The sequence below is a fragment of the Myxococcus guangdongensis genome (genome assembly GCF_024198255.1).
GTDB classification, from domain to species: domain Bacteria; phylum Myxococcota; class Myxococcia; order Myxococcales; family Myxococcaceae; genus Myxococcus; species Myxococcus guangdongensis.
Genome location: NZ_JAJVKW010000010.1, coordinates 182,782 through 198,008, shown reverse-complemented (window position 1 = coordinate 198,008; position 15,227 = coordinate 182,782). Strand labels below are relative to the sequence as shown.

Annotated in this window: 14 protein-coding genes; 7 read left to right on the top strand and 7 right to left on the bottom strand. The window is 71.6% G+C overall.

What is annotated here, in order from left to right; genetic code table 11:
* Nucleotides 1-162: 162 nt before the first annotated feature.
* Nucleotides 163-837 (top strand): RDD family protein, encoded by a 675-nt coding sequence (locus tag LXT21_RS28495; RefSeq protein ID WP_254041347.1) that lies wholly within the window; start codon nt 163-165, stop codon nt 835-837.
* Nucleotides 838-850: 13 nt separating this feature from the next.
* Here LXT21_RS28495 and LXT21_RS28490 read toward each other — a convergent pair whose 3' ends face one another.
* A complete protein-coding gene (locus tag LXT21_RS28490; RefSeq protein WP_254041346.1) occupies nt 851-3,337 on the bottom strand; it encodes a serine/threonine protein kinase in 2,487 nt (828 codons plus the stop codon).
* Between the two features lie 474 nt (nt 3,338-3,811).
* On the opposite strand from LXT21_RS28490, the gene LXT21_RS28485 reads away from it, so the two are divergent.
* Nucleotides 3,812-5,539, top strand: coding sequence for a S8 family serine peptidase (locus LXT21_RS28485; protein WP_254041345.1), 1,728 nt, complete (start codon nt 3,812-3,814; stop codon nt 5,537-5,539).
* 157 nt (nt 5,540-5,696) lie between these two features.
* Complete coding sequence (locus LXT21_RS28480) at nt 5,697-6,389, top strand: hypothetical protein (RefSeq protein WP_254041344.1); 693 nt, start codon at nt 5,697-5,699, stop codon at nt 6,387-6,389.
* Nucleotides 6,390-6,462: 73 nt separating this feature from the next.
* On the opposite strand, the gene LXT21_RS28475 is transcribed toward LXT21_RS28480, so the two are convergent.
* Nucleotides 6,463-6,921 (bottom strand): DUF2267 domain-containing protein, encoded by a 459-nt coding sequence (locus tag LXT21_RS28475; RefSeq protein WP_254041343.1) that lies wholly within the window; start codon nt 6,919-6,921, stop codon nt 6,463-6,465.
* A gap of 415 nt (nt 6,922-7,336) precedes the next feature.
* Between LXT21_RS28475 and LXT21_RS28470 the strand changes: the two genes are divergently transcribed.
* Both LXT21_RS28470 and LXT21_RS28465 read left to right on the top strand, forming a co-directional pair.
* Nucleotides 7,337-7,750: a hypothetical protein gene (locus tag LXT21_RS28470; protein WP_254041342.1), complete on the top strand. Its 414-nt coding sequence runs from the start codon at nt 7,337-7,339 to the stop codon at nt 7,748-7,750.
* A gap of 177 nt (nt 7,751-7,927) precedes the next feature.
* Nucleotides 7,928-9,112: a cytochrome-c peroxidase gene (locus LXT21_RS28465; protein WP_254041341.1), complete on the top strand. Its 1,185-nt coding sequence runs from the start codon at nt 7,928-7,930 to the stop codon at nt 9,110-9,112.
* A gap of 49 nt (nt 9,113-9,161) precedes the next feature.
* Here LXT21_RS28465 and LXT21_RS28460 read toward each other — a convergent pair whose 3' ends face one another.
* The 4 genes from LXT21_RS28460 to LXT21_RS28445 all read right to left on the bottom strand — a co-directional run bounded on the left by LXT21_RS28460 (nt 9,162) and on the right by LXT21_RS28445 (nt 12,895).
* Complete coding sequence (locus LXT21_RS28460) at nt 9,162-10,565, bottom strand: M24 family metallopeptidase (RefSeq protein WP_323395068.1); 1,404 nt, start codon at nt 10,563-10,565, stop codon at nt 9,162-9,164.
* 125 nt (nt 10,566-10,690) lie between these two features.
* The gene (locus LXT21_RS28455; RefSeq protein WP_254041339.1) at nt 10,691-11,083 is read right to left on the bottom strand and encodes a hypothetical protein; all 393 of its coding nucleotides are present in this window, start codon (nt 11,081-11,083) and stop codon (nt 10,691-10,693) included.
* Nucleotides 11,084-11,172: 89 nt separating this feature from the next.
* Nucleotides 11,173-12,423, bottom strand: coding sequence for a Kelch repeat-containing protein (locus LXT21_RS28450; protein WP_254041338.1), 1,251 nt, complete (start codon nt 12,421-12,423; stop codon nt 11,173-11,175).
* Between the two features lie 145 nt (nt 12,424-12,568).
* Nucleotides 12,569-12,895: a PRC-barrel domain-containing protein gene (locus LXT21_RS28445; RefSeq protein ID WP_254041337.1), complete on the bottom strand. Its 327-nt coding sequence runs from the start codon at nt 12,893-12,895 to the stop codon at nt 12,569-12,571.
* 222 nt (nt 12,896-13,117) lie between these two features.
* On the opposite strand from LXT21_RS28445, the gene LXT21_RS28440 reads away from it, so the two are divergent.
* Nucleotides 13,118-13,315 (top strand): hypothetical protein, encoded by a 198-nt coding sequence (locus LXT21_RS28440; RefSeq protein WP_254041336.1) that lies wholly within the window; start codon nt 13,118-13,120, stop codon nt 13,313-13,315.
* Between the two features lie 122 nt (nt 13,316-13,437).
* Complete coding sequence (locus LXT21_RS28435) at nt 13,438-13,959, top strand: aminoacyl-tRNA deacylase (protein ID WP_254041335.1); 522 nt, start codon at nt 13,438-13,440, stop codon at nt 13,957-13,959.
* Here the strand turns inward: LXT21_RS28435 and LXT21_RS28430 are convergent.
* Nucleotides 13,953-14,972, bottom strand: coding sequence for an ABC transporter ATP-binding protein (locus LXT21_RS28430; RefSeq protein WP_254041334.1), 1,020 nt, complete (start codon nt 14,970-14,972; stop codon nt 13,953-13,955). The genes LXT21_RS28435 and LXT21_RS28430 overlap by 7 nt on opposite strands.
* Nucleotides 14,973-15,227 lie beyond the last annotated feature (255 nt).

Genomic DNA, 15,227 nt, shown 5'->3' with positions numbered 1-15,227 from the left:
CCCGGTCGCCCCAGGGCGGCCCGTGGGCGCCCGCCTTCCCGCCCGGCGCCACGCACGCGGACGACTGTTTCCGGACGGGAGCCCACGCTCGGAGGGCGGCGCGCGGGGCCCCCGCGGGGCCGGGCGAAGGTCTATGCTCCGCGCCCCGAGGAGCGTGGGCGGATGAGTGACGGGGCGTTGTTCTCGACAGACACGGTGACCACCGAGGCGCGGTACCAGTGGCACCTGTGGGTGGCGGACGTGCTGGACCTGGCGATGGCGGCCCTGGTGGGCTGGGCGGCGCTGCGGGCGCTGGAGCACGAGCGCACCCCGGTGGCGATGCTCGTCGCCATCCTGCTGGCCTGGCTGGCGGTGTCGGCGGTGGGCGGAATCTGGGGCAGGACGCTGTGGCGGCAGCTCTTCGGGGTGCGGCTGGTGCGCATGGGCCGGGCCCCCGGGGTGCCTCGCGCGCTGGTCCGGGCGCTCACCACGCCGGTGGACCTGCTCATCACCCCGGTGCTGCAGCGCCGTCCCCTGGACACCTGGCTCGGCGTGCACGCGGAGCCGGTGACGGCGGGGGCTTCAGCGCGGCTCAAGGCACTGGGCGCGCAGCTGCCCTGGCTGGGGCTCATCGCGGGCGCGGTGTGGCTGCTCGTCACTCCCACGCGGGCGGAGATGCTCAAGTACCTGGGGCGGACGCTGACGGGCTGGCACTGCTGCCACGGCACCCGGGACGTGACGTGGGAGTGCAAGACGTCGCTGAACCGGGCCGTGCGCGAGGCCCACGGCGACCGCGAGGACGTGCGCGCGGTGGTGGCGGACTGTCCGGTGGCCGCGGAGCGCTCGGGCAAGCCGTAGCGCCCGGCGGGCCTCACTTCACCTTCGAGAAGAGCGTCCCTTCCTTGCAGTACACGCCCGCCTTGCCCGCGGGGGGGATCAGCTGCGTCTGGGGCTTGCTGAAGCGCGACACCTCGCGCTTGCTGTAGGCGGCCAGCTCTCCCAGCGTCGCGCGCTGACGCGTCTCGATGACGAGGACGCAGTCGGTCCACTCGAACTCGTCGGCGTTGCTCACCGTGTAGACGGTGGTGCCAATCAGGGGGTCGCGCTTGGCGACGTGCCCCGTCAACGCGCCCGTCTTCGGGGGCGCGGTGGTGGCGGACGCGGGCTCCACGCCCCGCTCGGTGGGTTCCCCGAAGTAGGGGTCCTCCGCGGGGACCGCGGCGTAGAGCTTCGGGGCGGACTTGACGTCCTTGGCCAGCTTCAGGCGGGCCTGCCGCCTCTCAGTGGCGATGACCCTCGCGGAGCCGAACACCGGACGCTGTCCGTTGGACGCCGCCTCTCCCACCACCTTCACGTCCATGCCCACCTGGAAGGCCCTGGAGCGAGCCCCCTTCACCAGGAAGGTACCGTCATCGGCCGTGAGCGCGACCACCTCCGTGAAGTAGCCGTAGGCGCCCGTGTTGGCAGCCACGACGGGCTCCACCGGCGCCTTGTCCGGCTCCGGAGCCGGCTTGGGCGGAGTGTTGGGGCGCTTGGGCGGAGCCGTGACGACCTTGTCCGGCTTGGGCGTCGGCTTCTTGATGACGGGCGTCGGCTCGGGCTGGGTCGGCGCCTGGGCCGTGACAGGCGGCGGCGTCTCCTTGATGACCGGAGGAGTGACGGGCGGCGGATCCCGAGGAGGAGGCTGCCCCGGCGGCGGGGGCCGTCCATCCATCCCGGCCAGTCCACCCGGCGGCGGATGACCCGGAGGAGGCGGCGGCGGGGCGTCCACCGGCGGGGGCCCCTGGGGCCGCATGAAGTGCGCCGTCGTCACCGCGGTGCCCACCATCAGCAGCACGACCAGGCCGACGACCAACGCGACCAGCCCCTTGCGACCGCGCCCCTCGTCACGCCGCGCGGGCACCTGCTCCCGTGACGAAGACACCGGGCGCACCGGGGCCTGATCCTCCGGAGCCGCGGCGCGAGGACCCGAGCCCGAGGGGCTCTCGGCCTGGGAAGGCAACACCGAGGTGTTGCCCGAGAACCGGGGACCGGAGCCGGACGGCTTCTCGGCGCGAGGACCGGAGGCCGACGCATCGGGCGCGGAAGGCCGCGGCGTGCTCCCTGTCGCACCATCGAAGACGGCCGTCCTGGCCGTGGCGGCACCGGGGTCCGAGCCGGAGCGCAAGGTGGTGGCGTCGGTGGCCATCGACTCGCCGTGCCCCGACACGCCCGGGCGGGCCATGCCGGCCACCTGCTTCTCTCCCGACGGCGTGTCCTGCTTGCGCATCAGGGTCGGCTCGAAGCCCGCGGGCTCCACCTCCTGCGGCCCCGTCCCGAACGCGCCCGTGCCGCCCGCGACCAGGGGGATGGGCGCCGGGGTGCGGCGGTGGCTGGAGGACGACGTCACCTTGGAGATGAGCTGCCGCTGCGCCGCGAAGGCCTCCGGGCACAGCGCGCGGACGAAGTGGCCCACCTCCTCCGCGCCCACCGCCGCGCCGGAGCGCACCAGCTCTCCATTGAGCGCGCGCGCCAGCTCGTCCGAGCGCGAGTAGCGCTCATCCGGCTTCGTCGCCAGCGCCCGGCGCACCACCGTGTCCAGCGCCTCGTCCACGTCCCCGCGCAGCCCCGTCAGCGGCGGCACCGTGGGATGGGACATGGCCGCCATCATCTCCCCCACCGTCCCGTGGGGGATGAGCGAGCGGCCGGCGAGCATCTCCCAGAGCACCACGCCGCAGGAGTAGATGTCGCTGCGGTGGTCCAGCGCCTCGGCGCGCACCTGCTCTGGCGACATGTAGCCCAGCTTGCCCATCACCGTGGCGGGCAGCGTGTACTTGCTGCGCGCGGCGGACTTGGCCAGGCCGAAGTCGATGACCTTGACCTCGCCCTCGTACGACACCATGACGTTGTGGGGCGACACGTCGCGGTGGACGATGCCCAGCGGCACGCCGTCCGGCCCCACCTTGCGGTGCGCGTAGCCCAGGCCCTCCGCCATGCGCTGCCCCAGGAACAGCGCCACCGGCACGGGCACCTGCGCGCCCTGCACCCGCGCCTGCTCCAGGAGGTACGCCAGGTCCACCCCGGCCACGTACTCCAGGGCCATGTAGTACGTCCCGTCCGTCTCCCCCATGTCGTAGACCTGGGCGATGGACGAGTGCACCAGGTGCACCAGCACCTTGGCCTCGTGGTGGAAGCGGTCCAGGAACTGCCGGTCCTTCAGCAGCGCCGGGAGGATGGTCTTCACGATGCACGGCTTCTCGAAGCCCGCCGCGCCGCTGATCTTCGCCAGGAACACCTCGCCCATTCCCCCCTGGCCCAGGGGGTGGACGAGCTCGTAGCGCCCGAGGAAACGGGAGGACTCTGTAGGTTCGGTGCTCATGGCTTCTGCTGGCAGCGAAGCACCCGGACACACACGGAAGCAAGCACCGGGGGCCCCTCGCCTCTGTCAGACACCACACGGCCCCGGAACAGAAAGGCCGGACGCTCCCCCTCCGGGTGTCAGACCGGTGGAGCAGAAAGGAGCGTGACGGCGCCCTCCCCGCCCGTTTGGCCTCGGGGCCTTCGTCAGCCGGTCCGGCGCGCCACGGGGGTCCTCCCCTTCGCGTGGAGGTGGGCAAGGAGGGCGGGTTTCGGGACAGCCGCTCCCAGGGGCGGTCGGGGTCGGACGCCAGTTTGAGACACGCGGCACGGACCGGATGTGAACCCACGCACCTCCCATCGGTGGCGGGCTCGGGGCGCCGTTGCCGCCCGGAGGCGGGATGCACTCCCTGGGGGCTGGTGGGGTCGTCCGGCTGGAAGCCCTCCGGCCGGGCCCCGCGAGGTCGCCCGGATTGGCGACGGAAGGAAGGGGCTCATGAAGCGCTGGGGATTCATCGGGCTGATGGTGCTGGCGGGGTGCATGCCGGACGAGTCGGAGAAGCGGGACGCCCAGCGCAACGTCTGCCCCGGCATCACCGCCGGGGAGGTGCCCCAGGCGCCCCGGACAACCCAGAAGGTCACGCTGGAGGACGGGCGGGAGCCGGTCATCATCCGCTACCGCCAGGGCCAGGGCGTGGCGGAGGCGCGGGTGCACCAGCTGGGCGGCCGGGTGACGGCGAACTTCCGCCACGCGCCCGCCCTGGCCGCGCGCGTGACGCCCGAGGAGCGGCTGGCGCTGGCGCTGGACCCCTCGGTGGAGAGCATCGAGCCGGACGCGGAGCTGCGCGCGACAGGGCTCTCCTCGCTGCCTTTGGGGGCGCTGAGCCGCGTCGGGCTCGGCGCGAGCGGCACCGGGGACTACACCGGGAAGCTGCAGCGGGTGCAGGCGCTGGAGGTGTGGGACCGCGATGGGGACGGGGTGCCGGACCCGGGCGCGGTGACGGGCGCGGGCGTGCGCGTGTGCGTCATCGACAGCGGCATGGACATGAACCACCCGGAGCTGCGCGACGCGGTGGTGGCGGCGCGGGACTTCCTGGACGACGACGACGACGCGACGGACGGCGAGGAGGGCCACTGGGGCACCGGCCACGGCACGCACGTGGCGGGCATCGTCGCGGCCCGGGCGGGAATGGGGGGCCAGGGCGGGCCGGTGCTCACCGAGAGCGGGCTGATGGGCGTGGCGCCGGGGGCCCAGCTGCTGGTCGCGCGGGTGCTGGACGTGAACGGCCGCACCCACATGAGCGTGGTGCTCGAGGCCGTCGAGTGGTGCATGAGCCAGGGCGCCCGGGTGGCCTCGCTGTCGCTGGCCGGGGGCCTGGCCACCTTCACCTCCGAGGACATCTTCAAGGCCGCGCTCGACGGCGGGATGCTGGTGGTGGCCGCGGCGGGCAACGAGGGGCAGTACCTGGTGTCCTATCCGGCGTCGGACCCGTCCGTGCTCGCGGTGGGCGCGGTGGATGACCTGGACCGGCGCGTGCACTTCTCCTCCCGTGGCGAGCAGCTGTCGCTGATGGCGCCGGGCGTGGACGTGCTGTCCACCTTCCCCCGGGGCCTGGGCTCGTTCGCGCAGCTGGAGCTGGGAAAGGCCCGGCCCGCGTCGCGCTCCCTCTTGTACGCGCCCACCGGGAACACCTGGGGCCCGCTGGTGGACTGCGGCCACGGCGGCACGCTGGACTCGTGCGGCGAGGACAGCAGCTGTGACGGCTTCATCGCCTATGTGCACCCGCACGCGTACGTGAGGCCGGAGCGGGCCATGGTGAACGTGATGAAGCAGGGCGCGCGCGCGGTCATCTTCGCCAGCGAGCTGGTGGAGGGCGGCGCGGAAATCCTCTCCGTCCCGCAGCAGGGTGCGTGGGTGCCCGCCGTCACCATCACCCAGGCGGCGAGCACGGTGATGGGCCGGCAGCTGGGCGCCACCACGCGGCTGACGCTGCGCCCGGTGGACTACGCGTACATGTCCGGCACCTCCATGGCCACGCCGTACGTCAGCGGCGTCGCCGCGCTGCTGTTCAGCGCCCGCCCCGGCGCGACGCCCGCCCAGGTGCGGGCCGCGCTCGAGTCCAGCGCCAAGGACCTGGGCCCCGCGGGCTGGGATTCGGACCATGGCCACGGCCTGGTGCAGGCGCGCGGCGCGATGGAGGCGCTCGTCGGCCCCATGCCCTGAGGGCTCCGAGGCTCCGAAACCCGCCCGCCCCGCCCGCCGGGGTGGAGCGCGGGGACGGCCGACGCGTCCCTCCTCCTCCCGCGCCCCCCCGCGGAACCATGCCGGGGACGACGGGGGACGTCACGTTGCCTTCCGGACGCTTGGAAAGGAGTCCGACATGAGGACATTCGTGCGTATCGCGGGATGTGTGGGGGCGCTGTGGGGATGCGCCGTGGCGGCCCAGGAGGACTTCCGCCCCAGCGCGGAGCGGGCCCAGGGCTATGTGGAGCCGGAACGGGAGGACTCGCCGCGCCGACACAAGTCGTCCCGCCATGCCGACACCGGGCTGTACGCGCAGCTGGGCGGCGGCGCGGAGGGCTACACCGGGCAGCTGGCGCCCCGCATGGAGGCGGGGTTCGCCTACGGCGCCGCGGTGGGCTACCGGCCCATCCCCTTCATGGCGGTGGAGCTGGGCTTCAACGGCAGCCTCAATGACGTGGACATCGACGGCAACGGCCGCGGGGGCAGCCTGGGCAGCGGCCCGGACGTGGTGCGCAGCGGAGGCCAGGCGCTCGTCGTCGGCAACTTCACCGCCACCCGGCTGCAGCCCTACGCGGTGACGGGCCTGGGCGTCGACGACTACAACATCCGCCACGACGCGCAGGGCCGCATCTACGGCTTCGAGGACGACACCAGCGGCTACGTGCCCGCGGGCCTGGGCCTGCGCTACCAGGTCAACAAGCTCATCACCGCCGACGCGCGCGTGAGCTACAACTTCCTCTTCGACCAGGGCTTCGCCCCCACGTCGGCGACGCCCAACGCCCTGGACGGCCGCTACATGGGCACGCTGCAGGTGGGCGGCACCTACTAGCCAGCGCGAGCGAGGCGTCCGGGCCGCGCGGGTCCGGACGCCTCGGGTGGAGCACCCGTCCCGCCGGGCGCTCTCACGAAGGCCGGTCGATGCCCAGCTTCGCCGCGGCCCACGTGCCCTGGAGCCAGCGGGGCAGCTGCCCCTCGACCTTGCCCGCCTCCTGCTCGGTGAGCTGGGCCCGCAGCGCCGCGAAGACGCCGTGCAGCACCAACCTCACGTTCTCCGGCTCGGCGTTCAGGTGGTTGGCGACCTGCAGGTAGAAGTCGTCCCGGTCCACCTTGCCGTCGCCCTCGCGGGCGTGACGCGGGCACGCATCCAGCATTCCCCGCAGGTCCTCCGGGAGCTGCTCTCGCAGCTGGCGCATCAGCCCGTCGGACAAGAGCTCCGACAGGCCGCAGAACACCGCCTCCGCCGCGCGCTCGGCCTCGAAGTCCGGAAGCTGCGCGGACACCGCGGCCAGGAAGGACTTCCGGTCCGTCCCCACACCCAGCCCCGACCACGACTGCGTCGTCTCCTGCTTCTGCATCGACATGCGCGTCTCCTCTCTCGCGCCTTGAACCGTGGGGGCGCGCGCGCTGTCCGGCAGCAGACAGCGGGACTGCGTCCCGGCCGCACGCTCCGCGCGGGGCACGAGCGTTCGTGCATTCCCAAACACGGGATTCCCGTCCGCTCCTGGGACGTCCAAACGTCCCAGGGCCGCACACCATGTCTGTCTTTGATTCGAGCGATGAAGAGGACTCATCGAACCGCACCCCAGGTCGTACCGCCCGTCGACGCCGCGTCCAGAACCGCACGGACTTCCATGCGATTTGGAGAAAACCCGGCACCGGATGGGCGCGCGAAATGGATGGAATGAAATGTCGTCGCAATTGTAATGGGCGCGCGACGTAGGTCGTCTGTGCGGTGACCGAGCCGCCTTTCTCCTTCCCCCATGAATTGAGGAAAAAATGTATCGCATCGCCGTTGCCGCCTTGATGCTCGCCGCCACTGGTTGTGCCACCACGGGAGGCGGCGGGAGCCGCGAGGGCAACGCCAACGTCGCCGGGGTCATCAAGCTGCCGGAGACCGGGCTGGCCCAGGCGGGCAACCCGTGTGACCAGCTGCGCGTGGTGGTCGCTCACGCGAGCACGCCCACGGACGCCCTGGGTCACGGCATGGTGAAGTCCAGCCGCGGCAATCGCTGTTCCTTCACCGTGTCCGGCATCCCCAGCAACGCCAAGCTGCAGATCAGCGCGGTGGCGGACGCGGGCCTGAAGTGTGATGGCGGCGCTGTGCCCACCCTCTCCCCGGCGCCGTCCGAGCTGAACCTGAAGGACTACGCCACCGGCACGCGCGACTTCACCGTGAGCTGCGGCTCCTGAAGTCGACACGCGCTCGTTGTGCCCTGTCGCTCCGCTCCGGTGTCGGGAGCGGAGCGGGCAGGTAGGCTCCAGGTCGTCCAGGAATTCCGGATTGATTCGCGCTCCGAGGGGCGCGAAGCTTCTGGGAGACCGCCCGTGGAGCGGCGCGAGGTACCGGAGTAGGCCGGGCCGCGACGGATGGCGAAGAAGGACGACCCGGTGATGATTTCGAGAAGCTGGCGCGCCGCCGCGCTCGCCCTGAGCCTGGGTGGGCTGGGGCTGGCGTGTGAGTCGGAGGAACCCTTCCCCACGCTGGACGAGCTGGACCAGCTGCGCAGCCTGCACTCGCTGTCGAGCCACGCTCGCCTGGACGCCACCAACCGGGTGGACGGGCTGGAGGCGGCGCGCACGCTGGGCAACGAGCTGTTCCGGGACCCGGGGCTGTCGCGCTGTGGCTCGGTGTCGTGCGAGAGCTGTCACACCGGCGAGGGCCGCACGGTGGAGACGCCGACGGCGGAGGGCTGCGGAGGCCAGCGCACGGAGAGAAACCCGCCCACCGTGTTGAACGTGCGGCACAACCGCTGGTTCATGTGGGACGGCCGGGCGGACTCGCTCTGGTCGCAGGCGATTCTGCCGCTGACGAATCCGGTGGAGATGGACTCGGACGCGGAGGTGGTGCGCGCGCGGCTGCAGGCACAGGACTCGTACCGCTCGCGCTACCTGGCGCTGTTCGGCGCGGACCCGGGGGCGGAGCCGGGCCCGGAGCTGATGGCCAACGTGGGCAAGGTGCTGGCGGCGTACGAGCGGGACCTGATGCGGGTGGAGGCGCCCTTCGACGTGGACGTGCGGCGCTTCCTCGCGGCGGTGGACGCGGGCACGGCGGAGAGCGACCCGGCGTACCTGGGGTTGAAGACCTTCGTGCGCAAGGGCCAGTGCATCGTGTGCCACAAGGGCCCGTCGCTGACGGACGAGCTGTTCCACAACGTGGGCCTGCAGGACAAGGGGCCGGGCGCGGGGGGACAGTGGGCGGTGCTGCAGTCGCTGCTGGACTGGGAGTACAACGCCGCGGGGCGCTACAGCGATGACCGGAGCGGCGCGGACGCGCGGCGGCTGACCACGCTGCGCACGCAGGCGAAGCAGGAGGAGCTGGAGGGCGCGTTCCGCACGCCGTCGCTGCGCAACGTGGCGCTGACGGCGCCGTACATGCACACGGGCGCGCAGGCCACGCTGGAGGAGGTCGTCGACTTCTACAACGAGGGCGGCGACGCGGAAGGCACCTTCACGGGCAAGCGCACGGTGTCCATCGCCGCGCTGGATTTGACGAACGAGGAGAAGCGCGCGCTGGTGGAGCTCTTGAAGTCGCTGACCGGCGCGACCCGCTGAGCGGGCGGGGGCTCTCGCGCGAGCTTGTGCACGAGAGCCCGGAGCGACCTCAGCGCACCAGATGGAAGTCCGTCTGACGCTTCCAGGCCCAGTGCACGCGGCCCTCGGCGTCGATGGTGATGTCCTCTTCCTGGGCGGAGCGCACGCGCTGGCCGTTCCACTCCGGGACGGCGCTCGTGGCCTGCAGCTCGATGGAGTACCACATGTTCGGCATGACCTTGTGGTCACCGTTGCCGGGCACGCCCTCCTGACGGTCCCACAGGCCCACCATGGCGCCGGCGCCGTGGCCGTGCAGGCCGATGGGGTGCGAGTAGATGGTGCCGTCGATGCCCTCGCTCGTCATGCGCTGACGGGCGCGCTGGAGGACGTCGTTGCCGGCGCGGCCAGGGACCAGCTCCTCGAAGACGATGTCCTGCAGGCGGTTGGACGTCTTGAGCGCGGCCTTGAGGCCCTCGGGCACGTCCGTCTCGCCCTCGCGCAGCACGTAGCCCATGTGCTGGGTGTCGGTGTTGAGGCGCAGGGCGGTGACGCCGTAGTCGCAGTGGAGCACGTCGCCGCGCTGGATGACGGGGTCGTCGCCGAGCTGCTCGTCGGTGACGCCCTGGCGCTGCACGTCGACGGAGGGCTGGAACCAGGTCTCCAGGCCCAGGTCGGCCAGGCGCTGGCGCATCCACCACTCCACGTCCTTCACGCGGGTGGTGCCGGGGGTGATGACCTGGTTGGAGAAGGCGGTCTCGATGATGTTCCAGGCGAGCTTGGTCTGGTCCTCGTAGAAGCGCGCCTCGTCGGGGATGCGCCAGGCGAGCAGGTCCACGGGCAGGCCGCCCGCGGGCTTGAAGCGCTGGACCCAGTCGGGGCCGAGCGCCTCGGCCATGCCCTCGTACTCGCCATGGGAGAGGCCGTCCGCGAAGGCGAAGGTGCGCGAGATGTCGAGCGCGATGCTCTTGGGCTGACGCTCCTCGAGCACCTGCTTGAGGACGAGCCACTGGTCCGGGCCCCACAGCTCCGCCTGACGCAGGCCCTGGCCGCCGTGGCTGACCTGCTGCTGCGCGCGGCGCGGCACGTAGACGCCGCCCTGGGGTCCACCGCCGAGCGCCAGGCGCTCCACGCCCTTCTCGGGGCCGCGGTCATGGAACACGTAGATGGTGCGGCGGCGGGCGGCGAACGTCGTGGGGGACACGAGCGCCTTGAAGACGGGGTCCTCGTTGTACTCGCGCATGGGGATGACCCACAGCTCGACGCCGTACTTGCGCATGAGCTGGGGCAGGGCCGTGTCCATGCGCTCGCGCAGCCAGGCCTGTTGCCGCTCGGCCTGCTCGCGCAGCGTGCCGAAGGGGCGCTCGGGCGCGGTGGGCTTCACCGTCGCGGCGGGGGCATCCGGAGTCTGTGAGGAGACGGAGGCGCATGCGGTGGTGAGCATGAGCGGTGCGAGGAGGCGGAGGCGGGTTCGCATGGGCGCGCAGTGTGGCACGCACGGCCGGGGCCGTCTCGCGTCGCTCGGGGCACGCGCGTCAGGGGCTTCGTGGGTTGCGAGGCTTTCCGTGCGGGAGTGCTCACGCCGTCGCACGCGGGCACGGCTCAGGGTGTGAGCGATGGCGCACCGAGGCACGCTTGACGCTCGGCGCCACAGGCCGCGTCGATGCGCGCGGTGTCCGGTGGACGCTGGCAGTCGCTGTCGAGCGCGGTGGTGAGTTCCTCGGTTCGGATGCGCATGCACTGGACGCAGCCGGACCTGGCGCCCTCGGCGACCTCCAGCGCGGACTCGACTTGCTGATAGCTGTCGAAGACCTGGGCGACGCAGGGCTCCTGCTCCACCGTGGAGCCCGCGCAGGTGCGCGCGTGGGAGCACTGCGCGATGGCCGAACGTTCGGCCCACTCGTCGTAGGTGAGCTGGGGGACACCGTCACCGCCGCAGCCAGTCAGTCCCATTCCCACGACGATTCCGACGAGCCACCCGTGCATGCGGTGCATTCCAGCCGGAATCCTCCACGGCTGTCATCTTCGCTCGACGCGTGAGAACGACGGACACGTCGTGGGTGCCGCTCCACGACGTGCCACCGTCACCGTCGCGTGAGTCCCTCCGCGTGACACGGAGGCGAGTCACAGCGGTCCACGAAGCAAGGCGCGCACTGGAGCTCCCCGCCGCAGCCATCCGGCACCGCGCCACACGCGCCCACGCGAGCCTCACACGTCACGGGCACGCAGCCTCCAGGCAGATACTTCTCGCCCGAGCCGAGCATGCCCGTCATCTCGTTCGCTCCGCCCACGAGCAACACCGCGCCGTCCGACATCAACAGCGCGTGTGACAACCTCCGAGGCTCATCGAGCGCCGGCGCCGAGGACCACTGGCCCGTCATCGGGTTGAAGCGCTCCACGGACGTGAGCGCCCCCGTGGTGAAGTGCTCACCGCCGAGCACCAGCACCGTCCCCTCCTTCGTCACCACCGCCGCGTGGTGCTCGCGAGGCACGGACGGCGCGGCCACCAACGTCCACAGGCCCGTCATGGGGTCATACAGCTCCGCCGTGCTCGACGCGCGCGCGGTGGAGCCGCCGACCACCAACACGCGTCCATCCGGCAGCGCCGTCACGGTGTGCCCCACGCGGTGTGTCCCCGCCGCGCCCCCCGTCAGGCCCGCCTTCTCCCAGCGCCCCGTGGCCACGTCATACAGCTCCGACTGGAGTCCGCTCGCGAAGAGCACCTTGCCCTGCCCGAGCACCACCGCCGTCCCCGCGCCACCTCGCACGAAGCCCGGCGGCGTCGTGGGCCGCCACGTGCCCGTCTCCGGATGGAACAGCTCCGCCGAGCGCAGCGGCCGACGGTCCGCGTCCGTGCCACCCGCGACCAGCACGCGCCCGTCCGGCAGCAGCACCGCGGCCGGGTCGTTGCGCGGCTCGGACATCGGGGCCACCAGCGTCCACTGTCCCGTGGTCGGCTCGTACACCTCCGCGTCCACCAGCGCGCCCGGCGCGACGGCCTGTGCGCCCCCCACCACCAGCACCCGACCATCCAACAGGCGCACCGCCGCGTGGCTGCGACGCGACTTGTTCAGCGCCCCCGTCGCACGCCACAGGCCCGTCTCCGGCTCGAACACCTCGCAGCTCGCGAGCGTGCGCTGACCCTCATGCCCACCCGAGGCCAGCACACGGCCATCCGCCAGCGTGACGAACGGCAGCAGCTTGCGCGGCGTCAGCAGCCGCAGCGGCTCGGCGACGGCGTCCCGAGTGCCCTCGTCCGGACGCGGAGCGGCGCCGCACGAGAACACCAGCGCGCACAGCGCCACGCCCAGAAAGGATGTCGGAACACGTCGCATGGAGCCCACTCGCCTCGCAGGTCGAAGAGAGCCCGTGTAGCCTGACGGTCTGACATTCCAGGGATGCCCAACCTGAGTGATTCCAGACGCTTGACCCGCCTGAAGGGTCGGGCGGGAGACCTCTCGGAGGAGGCCTCGCGAGCCTTCAGTGGCGCACGGACTCGTCGTCCCCGGGGGCCGAGGTGTTCACCGGCTCGGCGTCCATGCCGCGTGAGCGACGGGGTGGCAGCGCGCTTCCGTCGTCATCCACTTCGAGCGTCAACAGCGGATGGTCCGCGTTGGCGAGGTACACGTCGCCAGCGCTGACGTAGTCCACGTCGCGGAACTCCACGAGGTAGTCGCGGCGAGGCACGGGCACCAGGCCCTGCTCGAGCTCGAAGTGGATGTCACCGACCGCGGCGACGCGCCCCAGCTTGCGTCCATCCGCGGTCCTCACCGTCATTCCCTCACGCACTTCGCCGGGCTGAATCATCGGACCTCCTCGCGGCCACACCGTGCCCTCGTCAGGGAGAACCTGCGGGCACCGGGTGGCCGATGACAGTCCGAGAGAGCAGGCGAGGAGGCGCTCGCATCACCTCGTGGCGCATTCCGGGTGGAAGGACAGCGGCCGAGAGGACACCGGGGTCCGCGCCGAGCGAGCAGGCCCTGCCCGCGAGAGGAGGAGGTGCCTACTTTCCGTCACGGGAGGTGCGGCATGTTACTGGAGCTCTCCGATGTAGAAGGTCGCGAGCTGAAGCAGGCATTGGACACGGCGTTGCGCGAGCTGCTCGACGAGATTTCCCGGACGGACCAGCGGGCCTACCGCGACATGCTGCGCGAGCGGCATGACCGGTTGGAGCAGCTCAACCGTCGGCTGGAGATGTCGCTCGAGGGCAATCCCGTCTACGCCTGAGCGAGGGCGCGGAGCAGAGCGCCAGGGTGGCGGCTCGCGGACCATGCGCGCGAGGGACAGCGGTTGGTCCGCGCGGGTGGTGGGGCGCACCTTCCTTGGGCAGGACCGAGGGAGGCCGCGCCATGATTCCGCAGAACATCCTCCAGTACCTGGAGCGTCACCAGATTCCCTTCGAGCGAAGACCGCATCCGCGAGCCATCACCGCGCAGGCGCTCGCGGCGTCGCTGCACGTCAGCGGCTTCCAGGTGGCCAAGTCGGTCATCCTCCGCGCGGAGGACTCGTTCTGGATTTGTGTCGTGGCAGCGCCGGACACGGTGGACGTGGACCGCGTCGCGGAGGTGACGGGCGCGAAGGGCTTGCGGCTCGCGGACGAGGCCGAGTTCGCCACGCTCTTCCCCGACTGCGAGGTGGGCGCGGAGCCACCGTTCGGCAGGCGCTATGGATTGCCGGTGGTGATGGACGGGCACCTGGGCGAAGCGGAGACGCTGCTGTTCCGCGCGGGCTCGCACGATGAAGCGCTGGAGCTGCGCGTCGCGGACTTCGTGGGCGTGGAGGCGCCGTATCTCGGCGCCATCATCCACGACCGTCCGGGCGAGGCGCGCGGGCTTCCGTTCGACAGCGAAGCGCTCCAGCCCGATTACTGAGCGAGCGCGCGGCCCGTGCGCGCATCGAAGCGGCGCAACCTGGACGCATCGAAGCGCAGCGCCACCTCCGAGCCCGACGCCGCGCGGAAGTCACCGGGTGCACGGGCCACCAGGTGTTCACCGCCCACGTCCACCGTCACCCAGCTCTCGGCGCCCATGGGCTCCACCAGATACACACGGCCCGTCAGCGCGCCGTCCGTCGAGGGGGACGCAATCACTTCCAGGTGTTCTGGACGCAGCCCCAGCACCACCTCATCCCCGACGAGTCCCAAGGTCCGAGGCTTCACCTGGTTGATGCGAGGCGAGCCGAAGAAGCCCGCGACGAACAGGTTGGCGGGAGCGTCGTAGAGCTCGCGCGGAGGCGCCACCTGCTGAACTTCACCCTGGCTCATGACGACGACACGGTCCGAGAGCGTCATGGCCTCGGCCTGGTCATGGGTGACGTAGATGAAGGTGGCCTGGAGTCGTTCGTGCAGCTTCTTGATTTCGCCACGCATCTGGGTGCGCAGGGCGGCGTCCAGGTTGGAGAGAGGCTCATCGAACAGGAACACCTTGGGGCGGCGCACGAGGGCGCGGCCCAATGCCACGCGTTGACGCTGTCCGCCGGAGAGTTCCTTCGGGCGACGCGAGAGCAGGGCCTCGAGGCCGAGCACCGAGGCGACCTCGCGCACGCGAGCATCGATGTCCGAGCGAGGCAGGCCGGCGACCTCCAAGGGGAAGGCGAGGTTCCGAGCCACATCCAGGTGCGGATAGAGGGCGTAGCTCTGGAAGACCATGGCGATGTCCCGCTCCTTGGGGGACATGCCGTTCACGACGTCGCCATCGATGCGCAGCGTGCCGGAGGACAGCTCCTCCAGTCCGGCGATGAGGTTGAGGGTGGTGGACTTGCCACAGCCGGACGGACCGACGAGTGACACGAACTCGCCGTCGGCGATGTGGAGCGTCACGCCCTTCACGGCGGCCACGCCGCCCCGGTACACCTTGCGAACATCCTCCAGGGATACCGTCGCCACGCGGCTAGGCCTCCCCGAGGCCCGGAGCCCGGGCCCATGTCGTCCGAATCGAAGCTGTCGTCCGCGGGTGCATGACACCCGAGCATCACCGCACCACCCCGCACGGCAAGCACGCTGTCACGCAGACGTGCACCTGCGGACAGCCGTCCACCGCCACCCGCCCACCCACTCCCACACTCCGAGTCAAAGCCTCTCCCGCTGGGGACAGGGCCCCGTGCTAACGTCCGGGAACATCTGACGCGAGGCCCGTTCCAC

Bases quoted from the DNA above. Each gene is read 5' to 3' on its own strand.
- LXT21_RS28440 (WP_254041336.1), top strand. From the start codon at position 13,118: ATGTTACTGGAGCTCTCCGATGTAGAAGGTCGCGAGCTGAAGCAGGCA.
- LXT21_RS28435 (WP_254041335.1), top strand. From the start codon at position 13,438: ATGATTCCGCAGAACATCCTCCAGTACCTGGAGCGTCACCAGATTCCC.
- LXT21_RS28445 (WP_254041337.1), bottom strand. From the start codon at position 12,895: ATGATTCAGCCCGGCGAAGTGCGTGAGGGAATGACGGTGAGGACCGCG.
- LXT21_RS28475 (WP_254041343.1), bottom strand. From the start codon at position 6,921: ATGTCGATGCAGAAGCAGGAGACGACGCAGTCGTGGTCGGGGCTGGGT.
- LXT21_RS28460 (WP_323395068.1), bottom strand. From the start codon at position 10,565: ATGCGAACCCGCCTCCGCCTCCTCGCACCGCTCATGCTCACCACCGCA.
- LXT21_RS28470 (WP_254041342.1), top strand. From the start codon at position 7,337: ATGTATCGCATCGCCGTTGCCGCCTTGATGCTCGCCGCCACTGGTTGT.
- LXT21_RS28490 (WP_254041346.1), bottom strand. From the start codon at position 3,337: ATGAGCACCGAACCTACAGAGTCCTCCCGTTTCCTCGGGCGCTACGAG.
- LXT21_RS28480 (WP_254041344.1), top strand. From the start codon at position 5,697: ATGAGGACATTCGTGCGTATCGCGGGATGTGTGGGGGCGCTGTGGGGA.
- LXT21_RS28450 (WP_254041338.1), bottom strand. From the start codon at position 12,423: ATGCGACGTGTTCCGACATCCTTTCTGGGCGTGGCGCTGTGCGCGCTG.
- LXT21_RS28495 (WP_254041347.1), top strand. From the start codon at position 163: ATGAGTGACGGGGCGTTGTTCTCGACAGACACGGTGACCACCGAGGCG.
- LXT21_RS28455 (WP_254041339.1), bottom strand. From the start codon at position 11,083: ATGCACCGCATGCACGGGTGGCTCGTCGGAATCGTCGTGGGAATGGGA.
- LXT21_RS28465 (WP_254041341.1), top strand. From the start codon at position 7,928: ATGGCGAAGAAGGACGACCCGGTGATGATTTCGAGAAGCTGGCGCGCC.
- LXT21_RS28485 (WP_254041345.1), top strand. From the start codon at position 3,812: ATGAAGCGCTGGGGATTCATCGGGCTGATGGTGCTGGCGGGGTGCATG.